Here is a 25,170-nt window from a genome sequence, read left to right as displayed (position 1 = left end):
ATGTACAGAGTCGGGTTATGAGCAACCCTCCGCACGGGACTTTTACATTTTGCGGTTTTACATCATCACCACCTACTGATTTTACAGCATTCTAAAAACACCTAAAGAATATGCAACCACTCCCCATAAAAACAACCGTTGTAGGCTCAATGCCTTTTCCCGGCTGGCTCGAATTTGCCAGTATGAACCTCGACAAATTTGGCCCCGCCGACATTGCCGAAATGATTGACGATGCCGTGATTGCGGCCGTACACGACCAAGTAGCGGCGGGGCTTGACGTAATCACCGACGGTGAACAAACGCGTTTGGACTTTAATCTTTCCTTTTACGGTTTTATCAAAGGGATTGTCAACGACGGCACCGAAACCCGTAAGTATGGCCCGCCCGCGCATGACCAACGCGGCAAAAACAGCATCATTGAGCCACTGACCGCCCCCAAAGGCTTGGGCGTGGTGGAAGAATACAAGCGACTAAAACGCCTAGCCCCCGAAGGTCAACGCATCAAAATGTCTATTCCGGGGCCGTATACGCTTTCAGGGCGGCTCAATCCGGGCGGGCTGTACAAAGACCGTTGGGAAGTAACGGAGGCTATTTTGCCGTTGGTTCGCCAAGAAATTGAAGACCTTGTGGCCCTTGGTGTCCCCGAAATCTGCGTCGATGAACCTTCCATGAGCTGCTACGCCTACCGCGAAGATACACAACGTTTTGTGGATATTTTTAACCGCACCGTGGCCCCAGGCGTGGGCAAAACCCGCCTTTCAATGCACCTTTGTTTTGGAAATTACAAAGGCCGGTCGGTGGGCAAGAAAACCATTGCGCCCATGTTGCCTAGCTTTTTGGACATGACCGTGGATGAACTCCACAGCGAAATGACGGTGCTCAACTTTACGGATGTACATTTATTAGAGCGCTTCGCCGAGAAATTTGACGTTGCAGTGGGCGTGATTGACGTAAAAAGTTACTACATCGAAACCGCCGAAGATGTAGCGGAGCGTATCCGCAAGGTGTTGCCTTACGTCCCGGCTGAAAAACTCGCCGTGGCACCCGACTGCGGCATGAGCCAAACTGCCCGCTGGGCTACCAAACAAAAATTGAAAGCCATGTGCGATGGAGCAAAGCTGGTAAGAGCCTCTCTATAAAATCTTCCCCACGCCGCGACAAACTCGCTGCGTGGGGAAGATAAATGGTTTATTTACAAGCTTTTCCAGAAAGCCTTCTCCAGTTTTTTATCACTTGCATACGAAGACGGCGCGGTATTTTCTCGGGCTGGCAACGAACTACCAATCAATTGATAAAGCTTTGTTTCTAAGTTTTTTTTCTCCGTTTCGGTAAGGGGCTTATCGTTTGCTAGTTTCTGCAATGAACTTAAAATCGACCAGTTTGACAACCGACTATTCATCACTTTTGAGGTCAACAAATTACCCAATTCAAGTACTTTTTGTTTTTGCACCCCTTTAAGTTTTTGATTTTCAGACGCCTCTACAATCCCCAACACCTCCGAAACCAAACGTTCGACCTGTTGTTGGGAATAGTTTTTTTCGCTCCGATACGCTTCATTGTAGTTTTTCAATTCTCCCGTCAGGCGCTTTTCACTTTCTTTGATGGGTGGCGGGTCATAACTCGTTTTTTTAACAAACGTCCTTGCTCGGTGCTGCGCGGACTTCAAGTATTCCAAGGCTTTTTTCTCAAACGGAATGGCCTTTTCAGGCTCGTACAACCGCAAATGCAGTTCCGACTGCCACATCTGTTCCAACGCCATTTTCAAGAGCGAGCGCGTTGATTGTTCATAAAACGTATTGGCTTCCCCATCATCGTGGGAGTGAACATATTCTTCCAAAATCGAAGCTACGGGGTCTTTTTCTTCTGTTTCGCTCTTTCCGCCTCCGCCGTGGTTATGTCCCTCGTGAGAATTTCCGCCCGATTCGCCCCCCGGTTCGCCTGTATCATGGGCGTGTACAAAACCATGCAACAAAGCAAACCCCACTACGGCATCGCCGTCATTGTCTTTGGGTAAGGCATTGCCTCCGCCGATAGAATTCTCAAATTCTTCGCCCAAATATTGTCCATAGCGCAAACGAAGGGCTTTTTGGTCAAATCCAATTTCGTTAGAAGTGCTGTTAAACTCTTTGGCTGTTGTTTTTTTTCGTTTTGCAATCAGCTTCTCGGTATCAATGATAATTTGCCGCTGACTTCTAAAATATTCGGGCAAAATATTCATCGCCATGGTCGCCAATTCTGATTCTTCCACGTTGGCGGTATCTTTGTAGACCACGAAATAAGTATCTGACTTTGAATAGTTTGGTTCAGGACGTTTGTTATCAATCGCCGCCCAATAATAATACAATTCATCGCCGGGCGTAAAATTGAGGGCTTTTAGGTCAATGTTTTTGACGATGTTTGTTTCCTTAAAATTGGCTTGACCAATGGGCAATTTTACTTCCCTAAATTTCACATTTTCACCCGACCCTCGGGCCACCGTAGCCACGATAAATGCCTGTTGGACCGCAAAATCATCCGATATTTTGGCCGAAATCTGAAGGTTTTTAGGGTCTTTCAAGAAATGATATTGGTATAATTCTTTGGAGGCAGGTTCAATCTTGGGGGCCAAATCAGGAATAGCTTCTAGGCGATAATAGTCTGATTGATAGACCAATGAGTCTTTCCAATAAGCTTTGATACCATACAATCCTGAGTTGTACAATTGGTCGCGGTATTCAAATTGATTCCCCACTTTTTTAAAGGGAAGTTCTTCTCCTCGGTTATTGGTTAATTTAATCGCCACACTTTCTGAATGACTAAACGACACCTGCCATATCAACCCCGAACCACTGATAGAAGATGCGTTCAAATCCGCTCCTTCCCGAACGGGTAACTTAGTATATGCGGGCGGTGTAACGATTAGTTTGGCCGAAACCAACGAAGGAATTACTACTTTATTTTCAAGCGTTTGCCCTTTTGTTACTTCTTCAACTAAGTCCTTAAATTTGTCTTTTTTCAGCAACGGCAATCCAAACCGCAAACCCAGACAAACTAAAAATAGTGCCACAAAAATCCACCAGTGAGACGGCAAAATGCGGGGTGTTTTCTGGTCTTGAATTTTCTCGGCTAAACGTTCCAATTGCAACTGCTGCGCAATATTAGGCCGATCTATTTCAAGAAGTTGAAGGCTATACTCCGTGTCGTGAAGGTTCTGGTGAATGAGTTGAATCGCCTCGGCTCGTTTGCTTTGAAAAAGCCCTTTCCAGTACGCACTCACCACAAACACGGCCAAAGCCGCAAGCGCAGGCACCATGACCGTGGATGCGACCAACGAAACCACTAAAAAAGCCGAACCCGCCAGCAATACGCTCATTAGCAACGCGCCAGCGTAGAGTTGGTAGGTTACCCAAGTGATGATTTTATGGAGGTGATTCATGCGTTTTTTTGGATGGCTAACCAACGTTCAGTGCCCAACATAATGATAAAAAACAAAAAAATCCATTTTGAAAACTGCACCCCTTCTGTCTGATTCACAGCATATTGACTTTTTGTGTCTAGCGTTTTAAACAAGGCATTAAGTTGCTGATTGCTTAATGATTTCGAGGAAGGATTCAGTTGAAAATGACTCACCAACACTTCACCCAACCATTCGGGGAGCCGCCCGTTTGTAAGCATTTCCCCCGAAAATTGCGCCGTTTTCCACTCTCCATTTATCGGAATGTGGTTTGCATCCGAAAAAATAAAACGCGTTTGGGATGAAAAAACTTTAGCATCAGGCGGCAGTTTATTATCCGTAAAAACCCAGTCGTACTGTTTTTGCGAATTTAATTTTTCGTCAATCGAAAACGCAATTTGGTACACCTCCGTCAATGCTTTCAACGCCGCCCCAATGGCCTGCTTTTCGGCTTTACTTTCGAGGGCGACCAATACATTTACCGCATTGTTGGGTAAAGGCTGTGATTCAAATTTTTCATTCGGGGGTAACACCGCCGCAATCGTCAATTGATTGGCCTGATTAACAAACAACTTATGTTTCTCGGAAAATTCCAAATAGGGTTTGGGTGCTTTTGACAACGTATCAACCACGGAATGTAGGGCGAACGTCCCAGGCACAAAGATGTTTGGCACTTGACTTAACACCTGACTATTAACCAAATAAATCTCAAATTGCTTCGTACCCACTTCCCGATTCAACTCATGGGCTTTGTTGATACTCGTTTGTAATTCCAACGGATGAATCGCCCCAGAGTATGTCATAGAGGTCATGTCGTTCAATGACTCCAATACTGCCCCCATTTTATATATTTTCTCCCCTTTTTTGAGGGCTTCTTCCAGTTCAAATTTATAATTGTCAACCACCAAAGGATTCAGTTGTACCAAGTAGATTTTTTGAGGGTTCTGAGCGCTTGTAGCCCAATGCAGGCTGGGTTTTGCCAATAAAAAAGCCAATAAAATCACCAATAAACACCTGATTATCAACAACAACACATTATCTAACCGAAACCCTCGTGAGGGTTGTAAGTCCTTCTCCGTCAGCCACTGCGTAGCCGCCCAATTGAGTAATTGTCCCTTTTTCTGATGCCAAAAATGAAGGGCGATAGGAATGCCAACCGCTAAACTGCCCCACAACATCAAAGGGTTTAAAAATTCCATTTACTATATTTTTGGGTTAAAGTTGTCTTTCTGTGGTTTTTCAAGCCTGTGCTTTCGGTTTCTCAAAACCGAAAGCACAGGAAAAATTCCATTTATCTTATTATTATGTTTCTAAAGGACAGGACAATTCAAAAAATATCTTCCTTTTTCTCAACAACCAGACAATTCCGAAATTTACCATCAAATTTTTCTTTTTCTCAACGCCTCTGAAATCACCGAAGCAATGGATTCGTTCAAAGTGGTCCGAATCAAATGTACGTGCGGAATCTGCAAGGCTTCGTCTAAATTGGCCAAATAGGCGGCGGCTTTTTTTTGAAACTCTTCTTTGATAGTCGATGCTTCCAGTTCCATTTCTTTGCCTGTCTCCAAATCCTTGAAACGATAAAAACCATTCAGGCTAAAATGCAATTCCTCGGTGCCAAGTATTTGGAAAATAAGGATTTCGCGACGCGGATTGGCCACGCTCTGAATGAGTTTCATCCATTCATCATCCACTTGCAGAAAATCAGATGCAAATACAAACAACTCTTTCTGCTTTTGCTGAAAATGCGGAAATTTAGGGTGCTCGTTCTGCCACGTTCCTGTTGCTTCGGCTTTTTCCAACTCGTACAAAATCCGCTGAAAAGCTTGCTTGCCCGCGGGTACAAGGGTTTCTAAATCTCCGTTTTGCAACGCATACAAACTCATCTGGTCGCTTTGTCGGTAACCCAAATAAGCCAACGACGCCAGCAGAATCTTGCAATAATTCAGGCGGCTGATGTTTTTTTCAGCATAATTCATCGACCCCGACAAGTCCAATACAAACCGAATATGGAAATTGCTTTCCGTGGCGGATTCTCGCACCAAATGTTTTTGGGTACGGGCGTAGAGTTTCCAGTCGATGCGTTTTGGGTCATCGCCGGGTTCGTAGTGGCGATATTGCTCAAATTCAATCCCAATCCCCGACCGTTTACTGCCATGAATCCCCAACATCAGCTCTTCACTGACCAGTTTACCCGCGATTTGAAGGTTATTTAGTTTGATGAGTTCGGTGGTGAGCATAGCTATCCTTTCAACAATTCTGCTACCACATCATCCGTTGTAATATTCTCGGCTTCAGCCCTGAAATTGAGCGAGATACGGTGACGTAATACGGGGTAGGCCAATATTTGAATGTCTTCGGGGATAACCGAAAACCGTTGGTTCAACACCGCCCGGGCCTTGGCGCAAAGAATCAACGCTTGCCCCGCCCGTGGGCCTGCCCCCCATCCGCACCATTTTTTGACAAAGGCCGATGAAGTAGTATCGGGACGCGTTGAACGTACCAATTGATTCACTTTTACAATCAATTCTTCACTGATATGAACCTGACGCGTCAGTTTTTGTAAATCAATAATTTCTTGGTCCGTAAGAATGGTTTGAAGACTTTGAGTGCCAAAACCCGTGGTATTTTTCAACACATCCAACTCCTCTTGTTCGGACGGATAGCCTAGCTTGATATACAACAAAAAACGGTCAAGTTGCGCCTCGGGCAACGGGTAGGTACCCGCCTGTTCGATTGGGTTTTGGGTGGCAATAATCAGAAACGGGCGCGGTAAGTCGTAATTCATACCCGCATACGTCACCTTGTATTCCTGCATTGCCTCCAACAACGCCGCCTGCGTTTTGGGCGGCGTACGGTTGATTTCATCGGCCAAAACGATGTTGGCAAAAATGGGCCCTTGGTTAAACTTAAAAAACTTTTTGCCCGTTTCGTGGTCTTCCTCCAAAATCTCGGTTCCGATGATGTCGCCAGGCATTAAATCGGGAGTAAACTGTACCCGTTTAAATTTCATTTCGAGGGCTTCAGCCATCGTTTTCACCATGAGTGTTTTGGCCAATCCCGGCACGCCTTCCAGCAAACAATGTCCACCAGCGAGTAGTGAAATCAGAATTTCATTGATTACTTCCTCTTGCCCGACGATTACTTTGCCAATCTCTTTTTTTAGGTGTGGTAGCTTCGATACCAGTGTTTTATAGTGGGTTAAGTCCTGCGTTTCCAATGCTTAAACGGTTGTTAATGCGTAACTAATAATGTTTACTCCAAATTTTGTATTGTCTTCGGCCAACCAACGCTTGTTCCTAAAATCATAATCCCACTCGCAGCCGTAATCTTTATTGCTGTACAAAACCCCGATTCGGCCGTTGATTTCAATGGCTTTCAGGTAATCATGGACCAAATCGTCGCCCCAGCCGTTGAGTTCGAAACTCGTCGTAGGCGGGCCTTCAAAATGAAAAAACGAATGATAAATCGGATGGTCGTTGGGGATTTTCTGCAAGGCCTTTGGCCCAAAAGTGCGCGCCATTTCCTGCTCAAACGACTTAGCAAACAACCCGTCGATGTCGTGATTACAATCATCCACAAACACAAACCCGCCGTTTTCAACGTATTTTTTAAAATGGTCGCGTTCCTGACTGGAAAACTCCACCAATTTATGACCACTCAAATAACAGAAAGGGCTTCTAAACAACTCAGTACCCGTCAATTGAACAATTTTTTCTTTTTCATCAATCGGAATCGTGGTATACTCCACCAACGAATTGAGGAGATTGGAAGGCATCCGTTGGTCGGTGTCCCAATCTCCCGAAGCATACTGAATCCGGGTAAAAAAAAATGGTCTCATGCTTGGAAAAGATTAAACCTCTCGGCTGCGGCCCGCAACGGTGGTCACGGGCCGCAGCCCTAAGATTATACCGCGTCGGAAAGGGATGAAAAGGTAAACTCCCTGATTTTCATCGGCGGCAGAATATAATTTAGGTCTGATTCTGTACTAACCACCCGCTCAGGAATCCCTAAGGTTTCAAGATTATTGAGCATGATGATTGGGCTTTCGTTGAAACGGAAATTTTTGATAGGATATTTGATTTTTCCATCTTCGATATAAAATGTCCCGTCGCGGGTGAGGCCCGTTAGCAAAAGTGTTTGGGGGTCTACGGGGCGGATGTACCAGAGTTTGGTGACCAAAATACCGCGTTTGGTACTTTTAATCATCTCGTCCAAAGTCGCGGTTCCTCCTTCCATAATCATGTTATTTGGGTTTGGAACGGGTTTCACCTCTTTTTTCTGCGCCCAAAACCGAGAATAAGAAAGGTTTTTCACAACCCCTTTGTCAATCCAAAGCGTTTTGGCCTGCGGCTGTCCATCTCCCGACCATGCCGCCGCGGGCAAATCAGGATGCGTTGGGTCAGAATAGAACGTAACGCGCTCATCTACAATCTTTTCCCCAAGCTTGGTTTTCCCCCCTGGCTTGCTAAAGAATGAGCGCCCTTCGTCGGCACTACGGGCATCCATTCCAAAAAAGATGCTTTCGACCAATACCGCCGCCGCCGTTGGCTCCAAAATCACGGTGTATTTTCCGGGCTCAAGCGCCTTTGCGCCTTTGGAAGCCAACGATTTCTGAACGGCAATTTTGGTAGCCGCCGCCGTATCCAGTTTATTGAAATCATTGTACCCTTTGGCTACGTAGCCCGAGCCTGTTCCGTCGTCCGTTCTGACCGTAAGCGAAAAGTTAACGTTGGTATTTTTGTAATACGCAAACAGTCCTTTCGAATTCATCATGGCGGTAAACCCTTTACGGTCTTCCATAAATCCCGCCGCAGCAAGGCCCTGTTTGCTCGACAATTCGAGGCTTTTCGCAACTGCTTCCGCCCGTTTGTCGGGGGTGATGCTGGCGGTTGATTCAAAATAACCGTTGGATTTAATGTATTGCTGCGGCTCTATGACGCCCACATGTTCGGGGTTTTCGGGCGCAAGTCGGGCTAATTCTTCAGAGCGGCGCACCACTTTTTCGAGCGAGGCATCGTCAAACTCATCGATAGAAGCCACGCCTACTTTTTTGCCGAAAGACGATTGGACCGAAATATCTTTGTTGGTCATTGCTCCACTGGTGGAAACTTCGTTGCGGGCGTAACGCAAATTTCCGCGTATTTCGCCCAGAAGATTCACTTCACATTCATCCGCTTTTGAAAAGCTCAACACCTTTTGTAGCAAGGCCTTGGCTTCTGCTTCAGTTAATATAACTGCCATTTTTTTTGATGTTAATTGTTGGAGATGAGGTCAATGCTTAAATTTTACGGGCGGTGTTAATGACATTTACGCCGTTAAAACGGGCCGTTGAGCTACCGTGCGATACCGCACTGACTTGCTGCGGCTGGCCCTTTCCGTCAAAGAATGAACCGCCCAAACGATAATCTCGCTCGTCGCACACTTTCACGCAAGAATTCCAGAATTCCTGCGTATTTGACTGGTATGCCACATCTTTGAGCATTCCCGCAATTTGACCGTCCTTGATTTCGTAGTACAACTGACCGCCAAACTGAAAATTATAGCGCTGCTGGTCGATTGAAAACGAACCGTCTCCAATAATATAAATCCCTTTTTTTACATCCTTAATCATCTCACTGACCGAAAGCGGCGTTTTCCCCGCCGCCAAAGAAACATTGGCCATGCGCTGAAACTGCACCGAGCCCCAGCTATCGGCGTAGCAACAACCCTGCGATTCTTTTTCTCCGATGATGTGTACTTGGTCACGAATGGCCTGATAATTGACCAATGTTCCCTCTTTCACCAAATCCCATTGCTTGGTTCTCACGCCTTCGTCGTCCCAGCCAACAGCTCCCAACGAGCCTACTTGGGTTTTATCGGCAAAGAGATTTACTTCTTTGCTCCCATAATTGAAGTTTTTGCTCTGCCATTTATCCAAGGTGGCAAAACTGGTCCCCGCAAAATTGGCTTCATAACCCAACACGCGGTCGAGTTCGAGTGGGTGCCCTACCGATTCGTGAATGGTCAGCCACAGGTGAGACGGGTCAAGCACCAAATCATACTTTCCTGCTTCTACCGATTTGGCCGCGAGTTTTTCTTTGGTTTGTTTGGCCGCCGAAATCACATCTTCCAACATATCATAGCCCTTATTGTAGCGGGTCGTGATGCCCGTTACTTTGTCTTTAGGGTTGGTTTGTAGGTATTCGTAACCCATGCCAACGGGGGCGCTCAACGCCTGACGCGTTTCAAACTTACCCGTTTTGGGGTCGATGGTGGTCACCGAAAAAATAGGCCAAATTCGGTGAATGTCTTGATCAATGTAAGAACCGTCGGAAGAAGCAAAGTATTTTTGCTCATTGACCATAAACAACACCGAGTTCACGTAATTAGCGCCGTTTTTTAGAGCAGCATCGTTGACACCCAACAGCAAATCCACTTTTTCTTTGATAGGCACTTCAAACGAATTACGTTCGATGGGCGCTTTCCAGCTTACTTCACCGTAGCCTTTTTGGGGAGCCAATTGCACAGGTTGCTTCATCAATCGGGCGTTGGCTTTGGCGATAGCCACGGCTTCTTCGGCCGCTTTGGCGGTATCGTCTTCGGTTTTGGCGTCTACCACCGCCGCAAATCCCCAGCAGCCATTGGCAATGACCCGCACGCCCACTCCGTAGGATTCAGTGTTGACGATGTTTTGTACTTTGTCTTCGCGGGTAATTACAAATTGACGCAGATAACGACCAATCCGTACATCGGTGTAAGTAGCGCCTTTGGATTTGGCGGCGTTGAGAGCAGCGTCGGCCAGACGCTTTTTGAGGGCAACATCAATGCCGCCTTCCAATAGGGCTTCGGGAGAAACTGAATTCCCCACAATCGGGATATTGGGCAACATCATTGCACCAAATCCCATGCCCGATAGTTGCATGAAATCTCTTCTTTTCAAGGCTTAGTTTGTTTATAGATGGTTGTATGGGTAATTGAAAAGACGTTTGAAATTGAATCATGTTTAATTCAATTTCAAAAATCCTGATAAATATAGTCTTAATTCTCCCCCAGACAGGGGGATTTTGATGAACGGCAAGTGAAAGTGGAAAGGTTAAAGCAACAAGGTCAGACGATAGTTAGACCGTAACCAGCCTTGCGTCTGACTACTGACCATAACTTAACGAGCTAATTCCTTTAACCTTTCTCACTTCAAACACAACTAGACGGCGTCCGACAAACTTGTAAAGGTAAAATCGCGGATTTTAAGTGGAGGAATCATGCTTCCATTCACGCGGGCGGGCACGCCCATCGCTTCAAGGTTATTGAGCATGATGATTGGACTTTCGTTGAAACGGAAGTTTTTGACGGGGTATTTGATTTGTCCGTTTTCGATATAAAACGTCCCGTCGCGGGTAAGCCCAGTGTATAATAAGGTTTGGGGGTCAACGGCACGGATATACCAAAAACGAGTCACCAAAATTCCCTTTTGGGTTCCCTTAATGAGGTCAGCCAGCGATTGCGTACCACCCGCCATGATAAATCCCTGTGGAGGAGCCACGGCTTTGACACCTTGTTTTTCGGCCCAATAACGTGAATACGCCATATTTTTAACCACGCCTTTGTCCACCCATGTCACTTTTTCCTGCGGACGACCGTCTAGAGAAAACCCTGCTTTGGGAATGTCAATATTGGTCGGGTCAGAATAAATGGTTACGCGCTCGTCAAAAAGCTTTTCTCCTAACCGCGTTCCGCCGCCTTTTTTGCTCAAAAAGCTGCGACCTTCATCGGCATTACGGGCGTCGATGCTGCGCATCATGTTTTGAATCAAATCAAGGGCCGCCGTTGGTTCGAGAATAACGGTGTATTTTCCGGGTTCAAGGGCTTTGGCCGACACCGAGGCCATGGCTTTTTGCATCGCAATCTCCGTCGATACTTTGGCATTGAGCTTGGCGGCATCATTAAAATCGCGGGACACGTACCCTGAGCCGGTTCCATCTGCCGAACGGACGGTGACGGAAAAATCGACCGACGTAGATTTGTTGTAGCCAAAAAGGCCTTTGCTGTTGCCCATGGCAAAAAAATCAGTGGTATCTTCCAGATAACCCGCCGCCGTTAAATTCTTTTTACGACAAGGGTCGATGCTGTCAAACGCCACTTTTGCCCGGTATTCGGGGTTAATATCGGCCGTACTTTGCAAAAAAGTGTTGCTTTCCAAATAGGTCTGTGGCCCTAGCATCGGCACATATTCGGGATTTTCGGGCGCTAATCGGGCAATTTCTTCGGCCCGTCGCACCGTTTTTTCCAACGATTTATCATCAAATTCGTTGATGGTAGACGTACCAGAGCGTTTGCCATACACGGCCGTTACCGACAAAGACAAGTCATACGACTCACCACTGGTCGAAACCGTATTACGGGCGTAGCGGATGTTTCCTGTGCGGCTGCCCGTCAGGTTCACGCTCATTTCGTCGGCTTTTGAATACGCCAACACTTTATCTATGATTTTTTTAGCTTCTTCTTTCGTTAAAATAGCCATTGTTGATGTCGTGGTTTAATTATCCGATTTTTCTGCCCGTATTGATGATATTCACGCCGTTAAAACGCGTCGTAGCACTTCCGTGCGAAACCGCACTCACCTGAGAAGGCTGCCCTTTGCCGTCAAAAAACGACCCAAACGTACGGTAATCATCCTTGTCACAAATCTGCACGCACGAATTCCAGAACTCTTGCGTGTTTGACTGATAGGCTACATCATCCAGCATTCCAACGATTTCTCCGTTTTTGATTTCGTAGAAAAGTTGGCCGCCAAACTGGAAGTTATAACGCTGCTGGTCAATCGAATACGAACCACGACCAATAATGTATATCCCTTTTTCAACGCCCTTAATCATTTCCTGAACGTTGAGTTTTTCTTTCCCGGGGCGCAGCGACACGTTGGGCATCCGCTGGAATTGTACCGAATTCCAGTTGTCGGCGTAACAGCAACCGTGCGAGGCGTTTTCACCCAAAATATTCACTTGGTCACGAATCGCCTGATAATTCACCAAAATACCATCTTTAATCAAATCCCATTCCTTACACGGAACGCCTTCGTCGTCGTAGCCAACGGTTCCTAAAGTGTAAGGCTGGGTTTTATCGGCCACGATATTGACCTGTTTGCTGCCATAATTGAAACTTTTGGTTTTCCATTTGTCCAAGGTCGCAAAACTGGTTCCGGCATAATTTGCTTCATACCCCAGCACACGGTCCAACTCGGTGGGGTGACCTACCGATTCGTGGATAGTCAATCCCAAGTGATTTGGGTCTAGCACGAGATCATACTTACCGGGCATGACCGACTTAGCGGTCATTTTTTCTTTGGCTTGTTTGGCAGCCATGATGGCATCTTCAACCATATCGTACGAGTTGCGATACCCTACCAATCCATTCGGCCCCGCGATTTTTTCGCTGGCCAAACCGTCAAGGTATTCGTAACCCATGCCCATCGGTGAACTGATGGCGTCACGACTTTTGAATTTACCTGCTTGTTTATCAACGGCCGTTACGGTAAAAGTTGGCCAAATACGGTGTATATCTTGGTCAATGTATGACCCGTCAGAGGAAGCAAAATATTTTTGTTCATTGACAAAAAACAGGTTGGAAGTGACAAAACCCGCGCCGTTTTTCATTGCCTCTCCGTTTACTTTCATCAACAGATCAATCTTTTCCTGAACCGGAACCTCAAAGGCATTTTTCTTGATGGGGGTTTTCCATGTCACCTCTCCCACTCCTTTTTGAGGGGCCAACACAACTGGTTCGGTCTGGATTTTTGAATTTGCTTTGGCAATGGCTACGGCCGTTTCGGTACATTTGGCAATGCCTTCGTTGCTCACATCGCTCGTGGCGGCAAACCCCCAAGTTCCGTTGGCAATCACGCGAATTCCTACGCCGTACGATTCCGCATTAACGATGTTCTGAACCCTGGTTTCACGGGTAAAGAGGTATTGTTGAAGATAACGGCCGATGCGAACATCGGTATAAGTTGCCCCTTTCGACTTGGCCACGTTGAGGGCCACATCGGCCATCTTTTTCTTAATGGCGGCATCAACGGCGGGTTCGAGCAGCTGCTCAACGGGAACCACATTGCCCAAAACGGGAATGGATGCTCCCATCATAGCCCCCAAGCCCATGCTTGACAACTGAATAAAATCCCTTCTTTTCATGCTTGGTCTAGTTTTGATGAATGGTTGTAATCGGTTGAAGTGAAAAAGCTTCTTACCATCGGTTAGGACGTAACATTCAAAAATAAGGAAATTATAAAACCAGCCTACTATTCCGCGACAAATTTGCTTTTTTAAGCGACGTTATCGAAAAGCCATTGCAGCGCAACGAAATTTTCGTTTATAGGAATTTAGCCATTCTGAAAAGCTTTGTAATCTTCGGGGGTATCCAAATCTACGCTTCCCGCCTCAAAAGTCACGAGGTAGGCTTCGTCCAAATGATTCATCACAACGGGTTTCGCCCCTTTATCACCCGTCAGGGTCAAGAGTTCGTCAAATATTTTACGGTCAAACAACGCAGGAACGCCAATCTGGTCGCCATACTTACAGGCGACAATCGGCGGTTGTTTTTCTTCATAAATTTCAATCATCCGTTCCAGCAGCGACACCGAAAGATACGGCTGGTCGCACACTAAAATCAGTACGGCATCCACGTCTTTGTAAGTCATATACAACCCTGCCATTCCCATCTTCACCGACGACGACATCCCTTCGGGCCACATGGGGTTATCAATGACGGTCAACGGCAGGTTAATGATTTCAGGGGCAATTTGAGCCTTATTGGCCCCAATTACTAAAACAACAGGGTAACAATCAGTGGCTAAAGCCACTTCGGCCGTCCGACGCAGGAGGCTTTTTCCGTCAATGTCCAAGAGTTGTTTAGACGAACCCATGCGCTTGGATTCGCCAGCCGCCAATAATATAATCCCTATCTTCTTCAAATGAATATATACGTTAAAGTGTGTCAATTTTAAGAACGTCTAGCTTATTTGAGAACGTCGCCGACGTTAAATATCATCCATGACAGACGCCCAATCGTAGCCGACTTCCACCAAAAACAGCCCACAGGCAGGCGCTTGTGCAGCGGCATTTTTACGGTTTTTGGAAATAATCAACTGTTCAAAATCCGCATACGACTTTTTTCGTTGCCCTACTTCCAACAAAGTACCTACAATGGCGCGCACCATACCGCGCAAAAAACGATTGGCTTTAATATGAAATACTAGTCCCAATCGAGTTTCTTCCCAATAGGCCTGCTCAATGGTGCACAAAAAGGTTTTTACGTCGGTATGGATTTTACTGAAACATTCAAAATCGGTATATTTAAGCAACAACGCGGCGGCCTCATTCATTCGCTGAACATCCAACTCGGGTCGAAATACGTGGGCCAAATCGGTAAGAAAGGCGTTTTTCTGAAAAATAATTCGGTATTCATAACAGCGGTGCGTGGCCACAAAACGTGAATGCACATCGGGTCTGACGGCCACAATTTTGGGAACGGCAATGTCTTTGGGCAAAAGACTATTCAGCCCCAACGCCACCCGGTCAGGAGCAGCAATGGGATTTTCTACGTCAAAGTGCGCAAATTGCTGCTCGGCATGGACGCCCGCGTCGGTTCGACTACTGCCGATGATTTCAATGGGCTGACGCAGGATAATTGCCAACGCCCGCTCAAGTTCTTCTTGCACGGTATTGCCGTTGGGTTGCCGTTGCCAACCGTGATAATTTGTTCCTTTATAACTTACTTCTATAAAATAACGCATGTGCAAAGATAATTGCTAAAACAGATTGGCGGGGGTGAAAAGGAGGTATTGTTTAAACTTTCAGAAAGTTGGCGTAACTTTGCAAACTTCACAATAAATGAAGGCGCATTCCTGTTAAGATTTAAAAAGTTAAGATGAAGTATCGTTTTTGGGGTTTTATTGGCGTATTTATAAGTATATGGGGGTGCAAAACGTCCAAACCGGCACCACAGGCTCCCCCAGAACCTGTGATTCTTTCCATAGGTGACCGGAAATTTACGACCGATGAATTCTTTCAATCTTTTACTAAAAACCAATTTTCGGACGATACGTCCAAATCAACCGATATTAGAGAATATCTTCAGCTTTATACAAATTTAAAGTTGAAAGTAATTGCCGCCCAAAGTACTGGCAAAGACACCACGGCCGAATTTCGGGAAGAAATGGCCTCTTTTCGGAAACAATTGGCTCAGCCTTACCTTTATGACAAAGTATTTGTGGAAAACCTCGTAGCGGAAGCTTACGAACGCTTGAAACAAGAAGTCAGAGCTTCCCATATCTTAATCCCAGTATCTCCCGACGCTTCTTCGGAAGACACCTTATCGGCCTACCGGGCAGCCATTGCGCTACGTAGCCGAATCATCCAACAAGAAATTACGTTTGAAGAGGCCGCAACCCGTTTTTCAAAGGATGCATTGTCCAGCCCAAAAGGGGGAGATTTAGGGTATTTTACGGTATTTCAGACGGTTTATCCTTTTGAAAATGCTGCTTACACCGCACCCATTGGAAAGATAACTGACCCCGTACGAACGGGCGCAGGCTATCACTTAATCAAAGTGAATGACCGTCGCGCTTCGCGAGGCAAGGTTCAGGTAGCCCACATTTTGGTACGTATCAGTCCCAATGCCACCGCTGAAGGCAAGGCCGCTGCCAAGGCCAAAATAGAGAAAGCCCACAGTTTATTACAACAAGAAGCCTGGGAAGTGGTTTGCCGTGACTATTCCGACGAGCCGACTACCAAAGACAACGGGGGCGTCCTTCATGAATTCGGCACGGGAGCCATGACCCCTACTTTTGAAGAAGTGGCATTCTCGCTCAAACGCGTCGGTGATATTTCGCAGCCTTTTTTGAGCAACTATGGTTGGCATATTGTTAAATTGATTAATCGCAAACCCATCGAGTCATTTACCGAATTAGCCCCGCAACTTCGGCAAAAAGTAACTACCGATTCGCGCGGCGAACTCATTCGGGAAGCATTAATCACTAAACTTCGGGCCTCGTCCAAAATGACGGAAACCGCCCCTATCAAAGCTGCAGCCATGGCCCAGCTTGACACATCCCTGCTAAGAGGCAAATGGAAGTTCAAAACACCGCTCAACGCTTCGATTGAAAACAAAACACTGGTACAAATTGAGAATCAGCCGTATAGCGTCAATCAATTTTTCGAATACGTCTACAATCGTCAACAACCCACCCCCGCGGGTACTTCCTTGCCCATCCTTGCCGAACGTTATTTCCGTCAGTTTGTGAATCAGAAATTGGTGGAAACCGAAGAAGCAAATTTGGAAAAAAAGTACCCTGAGTTTAGGGCATTGATGACCGAAATGCGCGACGGAGTCTTGTACACCCAAGCCATGGAAGCCAACGTATTGGAGCGCTCCTTGACCGACTCATTGGGTCAGAAGCAATATTGGGAACAAAATAAAGCCAACTACCGCTACCCCGAGCGCGCTTTTGCTACCCTCGCGGTGAGTGAAAGTGATTCCTTGCTAAAAAGGGCCCATGAAGCACTTGCTTCCAAGCCTTATCAATTACGGAGAAAAGGAACCGATTTACTTTTCCCTTCCAAGTCGACCATCCTCAGTGTAAAACACCGGGAAGCCTTGTTTGAGGTGGCATTGACCTTGCTCAATAATGAAAATTATTCGGTCGAAGTTTCCGCCTATGGCGATGCCGATGAGCCTGATTCCATTTCCACCATGCGCCTTCGCAATGCCATTAAGGCGCTTACCAACAACAGTGTTCCCCTGACCAGAATCATCGAGAAAGATTACGGCAAATTCAAACCCGTGGTCAATGCGTCTCGCAACCGCCGGGTCAGTTTTCAGTATTTCAGCACGTCTAAAAAAGACCTCGAAAAAGCCCTTAATGCCCTTAAACTGGGCAATATACTCATTACCGAAGGGGCTTTTGCCAAAGGGTCAAACCGTTTTATTGATGCCGCTCGTTGGGAGGTTGGTGATCAATTGGTAAATGTCAACAAAGAAAAAGTATGGGTTTCCATCGCCAAAATCGAACCCGCCCGTATCAAAACCTTCACTGAAGCCCGTGGGGCCGTGATAAACGATTACCAAAAGCAACTGGAACGTAATTGGCTTACGCAATTGCGTCAAAAGTTTGCCGTACAGATAAACGAAGAAGAATTACGTAACTTAGCAAAGTAAAAAACGGCATAAGTCCGTTTAACAATAGAGAATCCGATTTTGAAGTAGCCTACCAAATTATGAAAAGAACATTCATTCAAAACCCATCTTACCTCTCAGTCCTTCGCTCCACCTTGGCAACGCTCGTATTGGCGTGTATAGCCTTCATCGGCGCTCAGGGACAGGGAAAAAGTACCAGCCTCAACAAAGTGGTGGCGCGCGTTGACAACTACTACATACTGCGTTCTGAATTGGAAGAATACATGATTCAGGCGCAATCTCAGGCCCAGGGCCAACAAGCCCCTACCATGTGCCAGGCTTTGGAGCGCTTGATTGTAAATAAAATGTTGTTGGCAAAAGCGGAGATTGACTCCGTTATTGTTGAAGACAAACAGATTGAAAGTCAGGTAGCGGCCCGGATGGACTACATGGCCAAGCGTTTTGGCTCGGAAAAAAACATCATTGAGGCATACGGAAAGAGCATTGAAGCCCTTAAATATGAGTTGCGGGAGCCTATCAAACAAGAAATGATAGCCGAAAAAATGCAAAGTAAAATTACGGAAGCCATCAAAGTGACCCCCAATGAAGTAAAAAAATTCTTCAACAGCATTCCTAAAGACAGTTTACCTTATATTCCCGCCGAAGTTGAAATCGGGCAGATTGTTCGTTATGCCAAGGTAACAAAAGCACAGAACGACGAATTACGAGCGCGTTTGCTCGATTATAAAGCCCGGGTAGAAAAAGGAGAAGATTTTACCTCATTGGCCTCGGCTTATTCTGAAGATTTAGGGTCAGCGCAACAGGGTGGAGATCTTGGTTTTGCCAAACGCGGCGATATGCTACCCGAATTTGAAGGAGCCTCCCTGAAACTCAAGCCAAACGAAATTTCGGACCCCATTGAAACAGAATATGGTTTGCACTTGATTCAATTGCTCGAAACCCGAGGTGCTGAATATCACGCCCGCCATATTTTATTGCGCCCCGATTATAACCGCATGGATATGTCGGCCCCCAAAAAAGTGTTGGATAGTCTTTACAATTTGATCAAAACCGACACGCTCAAGTTTGAAAAAGTGGCCAAAACCTGGTCTGAAGATAAAAACACGGCCGATGCAGGCGGTTTGTTGAAAGACCAACAATCGGGTTCATCGCGCTTACCGCTGGATGCTTCGATGGACTATGGCCTGTTTATGATGCTCGACACCATGAAAGTTGGCACGATAAGTGCGCCCATGAACTATCGAACAGACGACGGAAAAACCGCCATGCGCATCATCTATTACAAAAGCAAAGTGGAGCCACATACGGCCAGTTTGAAAGACGATTTTGAGAAGCTAACCAACATTGTTTTAGCCAATAAAAAAACAGAAGCGGTAGATAAGTGGTTTAAGAAAGCAATCGAAGATGTCTTTATTAAAGTAGACCCCGAGTTTCAGGGGTGCAAAATGATGGGTATTAATCTGCAGGATAATTAGCGGCGATTGTTTTTTTGCGGCAAACAGCTATATTCACAACAACCATTTATAAACCACTAACCATAAACCTTAAATGAAGTTTTCTTCTGACGTCGCTGCTGCTGAGGCACTTAAAGAATCTTATGAAAAACTCCGTGCAGAAATTGGCAAAGTCATTGTTGGTCAAGATGATACGGTTCGTTTGTTGCTCACCGCTATATTCTGTCAGGGGCACTGTCTCTTGGTTGGAGTGCCCGGATTAGCAAAAACCCTCCTGATTCAGACCATCGCAGGTGCATTGGATTTGAGTTTTAACCGCATCCAATTTACGCCTGACTTGATGCCTTCCGATATTTTGGGGTCCGAAACGTTGGACAATGAACGCAATTTCCGTTTTATCAGAGGGCCCGTATTTGCCAATATTATTTTGGCGGATGAAATCAACCGTACCCCTCCCAAAACCCAATCGGCACTCCTCGAAGCGATGCAAGAATACGCGGTAACGGTTGCAGGACAAAAACATTCGCTAAGTCGTCCGTTTTTTGTGTTAGCTACCCAAAACCCCATCGAACAGGAAGGAACCTACCCCTTGCCCGAAGCGCAGTTAGACCGTTTTATGTTCATGGTTTACTTAGATTATCCTTCTTACCAAGAAGAGCTTAACATTGTTAAGTCCACAACGACTGACAACAAACCTGTAATTAATACGGTCATTTCAGCCGCCGAAATCGAAGCGTTCCAACACCTCGTTCGGCGCGTTCCTGTCACGGATAATGTGGTAGAATATGCCGTTAAACTCGTTCAAAAAACCCGACCAATGGGTGAGCTGGCCACCGCAGACACTAAAAATTACTTGGAGTGGGGAGCAGGGCCGCGTGCATCTCAAAACTTGATACTTGCCGCAAAATGCAATGCCCTCATTAACGGAAAATACTCGCCCGATATTGAGGATGTCAAAGCAGTGGCGCTTCCTATATTACGTCACCGCATTGTACGTAACTTTAAAGCGGAAGCCGAAGGAATTTCGGTCAATGAGATTATAAAACGTTTAGTGTAGTTATTCACTGCAAAGTAATCACGCAAAGACGCAGAGGAGCAAAGAAAAACCTCTCTGCCGTCTTTGCGTGATTTTTTTTGTTCCCTGCTCATTCTTCTGCCGTAAAAAGTGAATGATAAAACACAAAAGTAATAGCCAACTTCCATAAAAAGACAATTAATTAGTACGACAAATGGTTTTCGTTCGTACCTTGCAAACCCAAATTCAACCCCCAAAAAATCGTTATGCCTCCAAAAATTCGCAAAGAGGACGCACTTTATTACCATTCCAAGGGTCGTCCCGGCAAGATTCAGGTAGTGCCAACCAAAGAAACCAACAACCAACTTGACCTGTCTTTGGCCTATTCGCCTGGCGTAGCTGAGCCGTGTATGGAAATTTTCAGAAACGTTGAAGATGTCTATAAATACACCGCCAAAGGCAATTTAGTGGCGGTAATCAGCAACGGAACGGCCGTATTAGGCCTCGGAAACATCGGCCCCGAAGCAGGGAAGCCCGTGATGGAAGGGAAAGGCCTCCTTTTTAAAATTTACGCCGACATTGACGTCTTTGACATTGAACTCAACACCGAGAACGTAGATGAGTTTGTCAGAACGGTTAAAATCATGGAGCCTACCTTTGGAGGGGTTAACCTCGAAGACATCAAAGCGCCCGAATGTTTTGAAATCGAACGCCGCCTCAAAGAAGAGCTCAATATTCCCGTCATGCACGATGACCAGCACGGAACGGCCATCATTAGCTCGGCAGCCCTGCTAAACGGCCTAGAACTGGTCGGTAAAAAAGTGGAAGACATCCGTGTCGTGGTGTCAGGCGCGGGTGCCTCGGCAAGTTCTTGTACCAAATTATATATTGCCTTGGGCGTTCGTCCCGAAAACGTCGATATGTTCGACAGCAAAGGACACATCAATACCGCCCGTACCGATTTAGACCCCATGAAGCAAGAATTCGCCTCTGAGCGTCGTTTTGCTTCGCTGGCCGAAGGAATGGTGGGCGCCGATTTATTCCTTGGGTTGTCTAAAGCCAACGTAGTGTCGCAAGACATGGTGCGCTCCATGGCCAAAGACCCGATGGTATTTGCGATGGCCAATCCAGACCCCGAAATTCCGTATCCAGACGCCGTAGCCGCCCGCGAAGACGTCATTATGGCTACTGGGCGTTCGGATTATCCCAACCAAGTCAACAACGTATTGGGCTTCCCGTACATATTCCGGGGCGCATTGGACGTGCGGGCCCGTGAAATCAACGAACCGATGAAATTGGCGGCGGTACACGCACTGGCCGAATTGACCAAAAAGCCCGTTCCTGACATCGTTAATTTAGCTTACAATGCCGACAACATAAAATTCGGTCGCGACTATATTATTCCTAAACCCGTTGACCCACGCCTGCTTACGACCATTGCCCCCGCCGTGGCCAAAGCAGCCATGGAGAGCGGCGTAGCTCAATACCCGATTACGGATTGGGATGTGTACGTTCAACAGTTGGAAAAACGTTTGGGTCAGGACAATCAAATCTCACGGGTGATTATCAGCAAGGCCAGAAAAGCGCCTAAACGCGTGGTATTTGCCGATGCTGAAAACGTGCAGGTGCTCAAAGCCGCCCAACAGGTACGCGACGAAGGCATTGCCTTTCCGATTTTGTTGGGTAAAGAAGAAAAAATACGCGCCATCATTGAGCAGAATAAACTGGACCTCGCCGAGATACCAGTTATTGACCCTTACAGCCCAGAGCAATCGGCTAACATCGACCGCTACGCTGAAGTTTATTTCCAAAAACGCCAACGCAAAGGGGTCAACATCATCGAAGCCCGCAAGATGATGTATTATCGGAGTTCATTCGGCGCCATGATGGTCGAAATGGGCGAAGCTGATGCCCTCATTTCTGGTTTGACCCGCAATTATCCCGATACCATTCGCCCTTCTTTGCAAATCATTGGTAAAGAAGCAGGTGTGAAAAAAGTGGCGGGTATGTACATATTACTTACGCGTCGGGGGCCGTTGTTTTTGGCCGATACCACCGTCAATTTTAACCCGACAGTTGATGACATCGTTGAAATCACCGAATTGACCGCACAAGCCGTAGAACGCTTCAACATCAAACCGCGCATTGCCCTCCTTACTTACTCCAACTTTGGAAGTGCGAAGGGCGAAGATGCCGAAAAAATGAGCACCGCCGCCACCATTTTACACAAAAAACACCCTGATATGGTGGTAGACGGTGAAATGCAGGCTCACTTACCGTTTGATTTGGAATTGCTGCGCACCAATCATCCATTCAGCAAACTGGCGGAAGACGGGGCCAATACCCTTATTTTCCCCAACCTTTCGGCCAGCAACATCGCTTACAACCTGCTCAAAGAAGTAGGCGAATACGAGGCCATCGGCCCGATTTTGCTCGGAATGCGTAAACCCGTTTACGTACTGCAATTGGGTAGCTCCGTTCGCGAAATTGTGAACATGGTAGCCATTGCGGTGGTAGAAGCACAAATGAAAGGGTAGTTTTTCACCCTTATTGATAAACTTAAGCGCGGCAGACTGACAACCAGTCGGTCGCGCTTATTCATGTTGAGTTGTTCTCGTATACTCCTAAACGAAGATGTGCCATGACTCCCAACGAAGTACCATCAACCAACAAAGACCCTTTCTACGAAACGCAAAGTATTGCGGTACCCGAAGCATTCGAGGCGTTTTTTACGCATTTTTATTATGCGGCCAATCGTACCCCCTACCCTGTCCGTAAAAAGTTAATCCCTTCATTTCAGACCATTTTGGTCTTTAATCTTGGCAGTAAAATTTCGATTTCCTTCGAGCAAAATTCTTCTTTCGACGCACCGAACAGCCTAATTCTTGGTCCCATCAAAAAAAACATTGATTATACCCTATCACCTGGGGCCGAAATGCTCGTGGCGAATTTTAAGTGGGATGCTTTTTACCGTTTTTTTGGGCAATCCTTAAAATCATTCAATGAATTCATCCTCCAACCCGATGATTTGGTCAAGGAGCAATGCTTTGCGGATGTATGGATTCAGCTCAAAAAAGCCCAATCGCTCGCTGAAAAGGTCAACCTTTTGTTGGATTTTAGTTTGCCGTATCTGAGAGAAAGAGAAAGCAACGTGGCGCAAGTTCTGGCGCAAAATGAAGCTACGGGGACTTTGAACACGGTCAAGAAAATGGCTGCTGAAAGCGGATATAGCGCAAGGAACATTCAGCTCAACTATCAAAAATATCTGGGATTCAGCGACAAAGAACTCAATCGTTATCAACGATTTAAGAAAGCGATTGAGCTTTTATCAAAAGTCAACGCCGCGTCGCAGCCAATTGATTGGCTTGATATTGTGGCGCATTGCGGCTATTATGACCAAAGCCAGTTGATTCACGATTTCAACCACTTCATTAAGATGTCGCCCACTCACTACCTCAAACTTCAAGAAGACCTCTGCATGACGGCGTTATAGGGCTTTTCGTTTTCTTACAATCAGGACAAAACAGCGGGCACTAGTTTTGTCAAAAAAAGAAAACAACATGAAACACTTAATCATTTATGCCCATCCCCACGCCGGGAGCCTCAATCATTTTCTCAAAGAAACGGCCGTTAATACGCTAGAAAAAGCGAACCACGAAGTGAGAATCCGCGACCTTTACGAATTGAATTTCGACCCTGTTTTATCGTTGGAAGATATGGCGGGACAACGCAAAGGGCAAATAGCGCCTTTGGTCGGTGAAGAGCAAAAATACATCGAATGGGCGGAAGCTATTACGTTTATTTATCCGATATGGTGGACCGGAATGCCCGCCATCATGAAAGGCTACATCGACCGCGTGATGTCGTACGGATTTGCGTATCGGTACGACCAAGGCATTCAAAAAGGATTGTTGAGCGGCAAACAAGCTTTTGTCGTTAATACCCACGGTAAATCTAAGGCTGAATACAGCGCCAACGGGATGGATACCGCCCTGCGCCTCACCTCTGATACTGGAATTTATACCTATTGTGGATTAGACCTCAAAAGCCACTTATTCTTTGACAAAGCCGACCGAGTCAACGAAGAAACCGTCAAAAATTGGACTGCTGAAATTGAAGAAATGTATTTGTAGGCTTTCCAAGCCTTTTACGAATGCTCTTCCAAAGCGGCCAATGCCGCTACGCAATCGGCATCAATGGCTTTTTTGAGGGCTTCAAGACCGTCGAATTTGAGTTCGGGACGAATAAACTCCACCAGTTCGACGGTCATTTTTTCGCCGTACACATCATCATTGAAGTCAAAAATATACACTTCCTGCGTGCGATTTGTACCGCTGACGGTGGGTCGAAAACCAATGCTCATCACACCGCCCAACGTTTGCCCCCGCACCTCTACCCGCACGGCATAAATACCATCGGCAGGAATCAACTTATAGTTTTCAGCAACCTGAACATTGGCCGTTGGGTATCCAATCGTGCGCCCCAATTGCCTGCCTTTCACCACAATACCCGTAAAAGTGTAGTTTCTGCCCAGCAGTTCGGTGGCGATGATTGTGTCTCCTTCCAATAGCGCCTGACGAATTTTAGTCGAACTCACCGTGATATGTTCAATCTCCTGACGCGGAATTTCTTCAATTTCAAACCCGTAACGGGGCGCATGTTGTTGCAGATACTCAAAACTACCCTCACGGTTGCGGCCAAAATGATGGTCGTAACCAATGACCAATTTTTTGGTCCCGATGGTTTCTACCAAAATCTGTTGGATAAACTCCTCAGACGACAATTCACTAAACTCCCGCGTAAACGGAATAATGACCAAATGATGAACGCCGTTCTGCCGTAAATAGGCAATTTTTTCTTCTAAGGTAGACAGCAATTTTAGGTTTTGGCTGTCTTTTGAAACCACCATACGGGGGTGCGGCCAAAAGGTCAAAACTACGGTTTCACCACCCATCGTTTGGGCAGTTTCGGTCAAGCGGGCGAGGATAATTTGGTGACCCAAATGCACCCCGTCAAAGGTTCCGCTGGTCACAATGGCATTCTGAAGTGGCTTAAAATCAGCTATATCGTAATAAACCTGCATGTTCTTGAAAATGGAC

Annotated in this window: 19 protein-coding genes; 7 read left to right on the top strand and 12 right to left on the bottom strand. The window is 46.2% G+C overall.

Annotation, left to right across the window (positions count from 1 at the left end; genetic code table 11):
• Nucleotides 1-110 precede the first annotated feature (110 nt).
• The gene (locus DVG78_RS17165; RefSeq protein ID WP_114462287.1) at nt 111-1,139 is read left to right on the top strand and encodes a cobalamin-independent methionine synthase II family protein; all 1,029 of its coding nucleotides are present in this window, start codon (nt 111-113) and stop codon (nt 1,137-1,139) included.
• A gap of 53 nt (nt 1,140-1,192) precedes the next feature.
• Here the strand turns inward: DVG78_RS17165 and DVG78_RS17160 are convergent, their stop codons facing one another.
• From DVG78_RS17160 to truA, 11 genes are all read right to left on the bottom strand, one after another.
• Nucleotides 1,193-3,415: a DUF4175 family protein gene (locus tag DVG78_RS17160; protein WP_114462362.1), complete on the bottom strand. Its 2,223-nt coding sequence runs from the start codon at nt 3,413-3,415 to the stop codon at nt 1,193-1,195.
• Entirely contained in the window at nt 3,412-4,632 is a 1,221-nt protein-coding gene (locus tag DVG78_RS17155; protein WP_114462286.1) for a BatA domain-containing protein, read from the bottom strand. Before DVG78_RS17155 ends, DVG78_RS17160 begins: the two co-directional genes overlap by 4 nt.
• Nucleotides 4,633-4,812: 180 nt before the next feature.
• The gene (locus DVG78_RS17150; protein WP_114462285.1) at nt 4,813-5,673 is read right to left on the bottom strand and encodes a DUF58 domain-containing protein; all 861 of its coding nucleotides are present in this window, start codon (nt 5,671-5,673) and stop codon (nt 4,813-4,815) included.
• Nucleotides 5,674-5,675: 2 nt separating this feature from the next.
• Complete coding sequence (locus DVG78_RS17145; protein WP_114462284.1) at nt 5,676-6,653, bottom strand: AAA family ATPase; 978 nt, start codon at nt 6,651-6,653, stop codon at nt 5,676-5,678.
• Between the two features lie 3 nt (nt 6,654-6,656).
• Nucleotides 6,657-7,274 carry a DUF4159 domain-containing protein gene (locus tag DVG78_RS17140; protein WP_114462283.1) on the bottom strand — a complete coding sequence of 206 codons (618 nt, stop codon included), beginning with the start codon at nt 7,272-7,274 and terminating at the stop codon, nt 6,657-6,659.
• A 65-nt stretch (nt 7,275-7,339) separates the two neighbouring features.
• Nucleotides 7,340-8,677, bottom strand: coding sequence for a TldD/PmbA family protein (locus DVG78_RS17135; protein WP_114462282.1), 1,338 nt, complete (start codon nt 8,675-8,677; stop codon nt 7,340-7,342).
• 37 nt (nt 8,678-8,714) lie between these two features.
• Nucleotides 8,715-10,355: a TldD/PmbA family protein gene (locus DVG78_RS17130; protein ID WP_114462281.1), complete on the bottom strand. Its 1,641-nt coding sequence runs from the start codon at nt 10,353-10,355 to the stop codon at nt 8,715-8,717.
• 261 nt (nt 10,356-10,616) lie between these two features.
• Nucleotides 10,617-11,933, bottom strand: coding sequence for a TldD/PmbA family protein (locus DVG78_RS17125; protein ID WP_114462280.1), 1,317 nt, complete (start codon nt 11,931-11,933; stop codon nt 10,617-10,619).
• A 19-nt stretch (nt 11,934-11,952) separates the two neighbouring features.
• A complete protein-coding gene (locus DVG78_RS17120; protein WP_114462279.1) occupies nt 11,953-13,599 on the bottom strand; it encodes a TldD/PmbA family protein in 1,647 nt (548 codons plus the stop codon).
• Between the two features lie 188 nt (nt 13,600-13,787).
• The gene (locus DVG78_RS17115; RefSeq protein ID WP_262511874.1) at nt 13,788-14,405 is read right to left on the bottom strand and encodes a nucleotidyltransferase family protein; all 618 of its coding nucleotides are present in this window, start codon (nt 14,403-14,405) and stop codon (nt 13,788-13,790) included.
• 39 nt (nt 14,406-14,444) lie between these two features.
• Nucleotides 14,445-15,200: a tRNA pseudouridine(38-40) synthase TruA gene (gene truA, locus DVG78_RS17110; RefSeq protein ID WP_114462277.1), complete on the bottom strand. Its 756-nt coding sequence runs from the start codon at nt 15,198-15,200 to the stop codon at nt 14,445-14,447.
• A 227-nt stretch (nt 15,201-15,427) separates the two neighbouring features.
• Here truA and DVG78_RS17105 point away from each other — a divergent pair, with 227 nt between their 5' ends.
• The 6 genes from DVG78_RS17105 (at nt 15,428) to DVG78_RS17080 (ending at nt 24,204) form a co-directional block, all read left to right on the top strand.
• Nucleotides 15,428-17,623, top strand: coding sequence for a peptidylprolyl isomerase (locus DVG78_RS17105; protein WP_229598253.1), 2,196 nt, complete (start codon nt 15,428-15,430; stop codon nt 17,621-17,623).
• Nucleotides 17,624-17,682: 59 nt separating this feature from the next.
• Nucleotides 17,683-19,077 (top strand): peptidylprolyl isomerase, encoded by a 1,395-nt coding sequence (locus tag DVG78_RS17100; RefSeq protein WP_114462275.1) that lies wholly within the window; start codon nt 17,683-17,685, stop codon nt 19,075-19,077.
• Between the two features lie 73 nt (nt 19,078-19,150).
• The gene (locus DVG78_RS17095) at nt 19,151-20,113 is read left to right on the top strand and encodes an AAA family ATPase (RefSeq protein ID WP_114462274.1); all 963 of its coding nucleotides are present in this window, start codon (nt 19,151-19,153) and stop codon (nt 20,111-20,113) included.
• A 224-nt stretch (nt 20,114-20,337) separates the two neighbouring features.
• On the top strand, nt 20,338-22,608 hold the full coding sequence (locus DVG78_RS17090; protein ID WP_114462273.1) for an NADP-dependent malic enzyme: 2,271 nt from the start codon (nt 20,338-20,340) through the stop codon (nt 22,606-22,608).
• Nucleotides 22,609-22,712: 104 nt separating this feature from the next.
• Nucleotides 22,713-23,564: a helix-turn-helix domain-containing protein gene (locus DVG78_RS17085; RefSeq protein ID WP_114462272.1), complete on the top strand. Its 852-nt coding sequence runs from the start codon at nt 22,713-22,715 to the stop codon at nt 23,562-23,564.
• Nucleotides 23,565-23,631: 67 nt separating this feature from the next.
• Nucleotides 23,632-24,204, top strand: coding sequence for an NAD(P)H-dependent oxidoreductase (locus DVG78_RS17080; protein WP_114462361.1), 573 nt, complete (start codon nt 23,632-23,634; stop codon nt 24,202-24,204).
• A 14-nt stretch (nt 24,205-24,218) separates the two neighbouring features.
• Here the strand turns inward: DVG78_RS17080 and DVG78_RS17075 are convergent, their stop codons facing one another.
• Nucleotides 24,219-25,154 carry a bifunctional riboflavin kinase/FAD synthetase gene (locus DVG78_RS17075; protein WP_114462271.1) on the bottom strand — a complete coding sequence of 312 codons (936 nt, stop codon included), beginning with the start codon at nt 25,152-25,154 and terminating at the stop codon, nt 24,219-24,221.
• Nucleotides 25,155-25,170 lie beyond the last annotated feature (16 nt).

It is taken from the genome of Runella aurantiaca, from assembly GCF_003339505.1.
Taxonomy (GTDB): domain Bacteria; phylum Bacteroidota; class Bacteroidia; order Cytophagales; family Spirosomataceae; genus Runella; species Runella aurantiaca.
Note: the sequence above shows the minus strand (reverse complement) of the source record. Positions and strands in the feature narration are given on the sequence as shown.

Excerpts from the sequence above, each read along its gene's own strand:
- DVG78_RS17165 (WP_114462287.1), top strand. The coding sequence starts at position 111 with ATGCAACCACTCCCCATAAAAACAACCGTTGTAGGCTCAATGCCTTTT.
- DVG78_RS17160 (WP_114462362.1), bottom strand. The coding sequence starts at position 3,415 with ATGAATCACCTCCATAAAATCATCACTTGGGTAACCTACCAACTCTAC.
- DVG78_RS17155 (WP_114462286.1), bottom strand. The coding sequence starts at position 4,632 with ATGGAATTTTTAAACCCTTTGATGTTGTGGGGCAGTTTAGCGGTTGGC.
- DVG78_RS17150 (WP_114462285.1), bottom strand. The coding sequence starts at position 5,673 with ATGCTCACCACCGAACTCATCAAACTAAATAACCTTCAAATCGCGGGT.
- DVG78_RS17140 (WP_114462283.1), bottom strand. The coding sequence starts at position 7,274 with ATGAGACCATTTTTTTTTACCCGGATTCAGTATGCTTCGGGAGATTGG.
- DVG78_RS17135 (WP_114462282.1), bottom strand. The coding sequence starts at position 8,677 with ATGGCAGTTATATTAACTGAAGCAGAAGCCAAGGCCTTGCTACAAAAG.
- DVG78_RS17125 (WP_114462280.1), bottom strand. The coding sequence starts at position 11,933 with ATGGCTATTTTAACGAAAGAAGAAGCTAAAAAAATCATAGATAAAGTG.
- DVG78_RS17120 (WP_114462279.1), bottom strand. The coding sequence starts at position 13,599 with ATGAAAAGAAGGGATTTTATTCAGTTGTCAAGCATGGGCTTGGGGGCT.
- truA (WP_114462277.1), bottom strand. The coding sequence starts at position 15,200 with ATGCGTTATTTTATAGAAGTAAGTTATAAAGGAACAAATTATCACGGT.
- DVG78_RS17100 (WP_114462275.1), top strand. The coding sequence starts at position 17,683 with ATGAAAAGAACATTCATTCAAAACCCATCTTACCTCTCAGTCCTTCGC.
- DVG78_RS17095 (WP_114462274.1), top strand. The coding sequence starts at position 19,151 with ATGAAGTTTTCTTCTGACGTCGCTGCTGCTGAGGCACTTAAAGAATCT.
- DVG78_RS17090 (WP_114462273.1), top strand. The coding sequence starts at position 20,338 with ATGCCTCCAAAAATTCGCAAAGAGGACGCACTTTATTACCATTCCAAG.
- DVG78_RS17085 (WP_114462272.1), top strand. The coding sequence starts at position 22,713 with ATGACTCCCAACGAAGTACCATCAACCAACAAAGACCCTTTCTACGAA.
- DVG78_RS17080 (WP_114462361.1), top strand. The coding sequence starts at position 23,632 with ATGAAACACTTAATCATTTATGCCCATCCCCACGCCGGGAGCCTCAAT.
- DVG78_RS17075 (WP_114462271.1), bottom strand. The coding sequence starts at position 25,154 with ATGCAGGTTTATTACGATATAGCTGATTTTAAGCCACTTCAGAATGCC.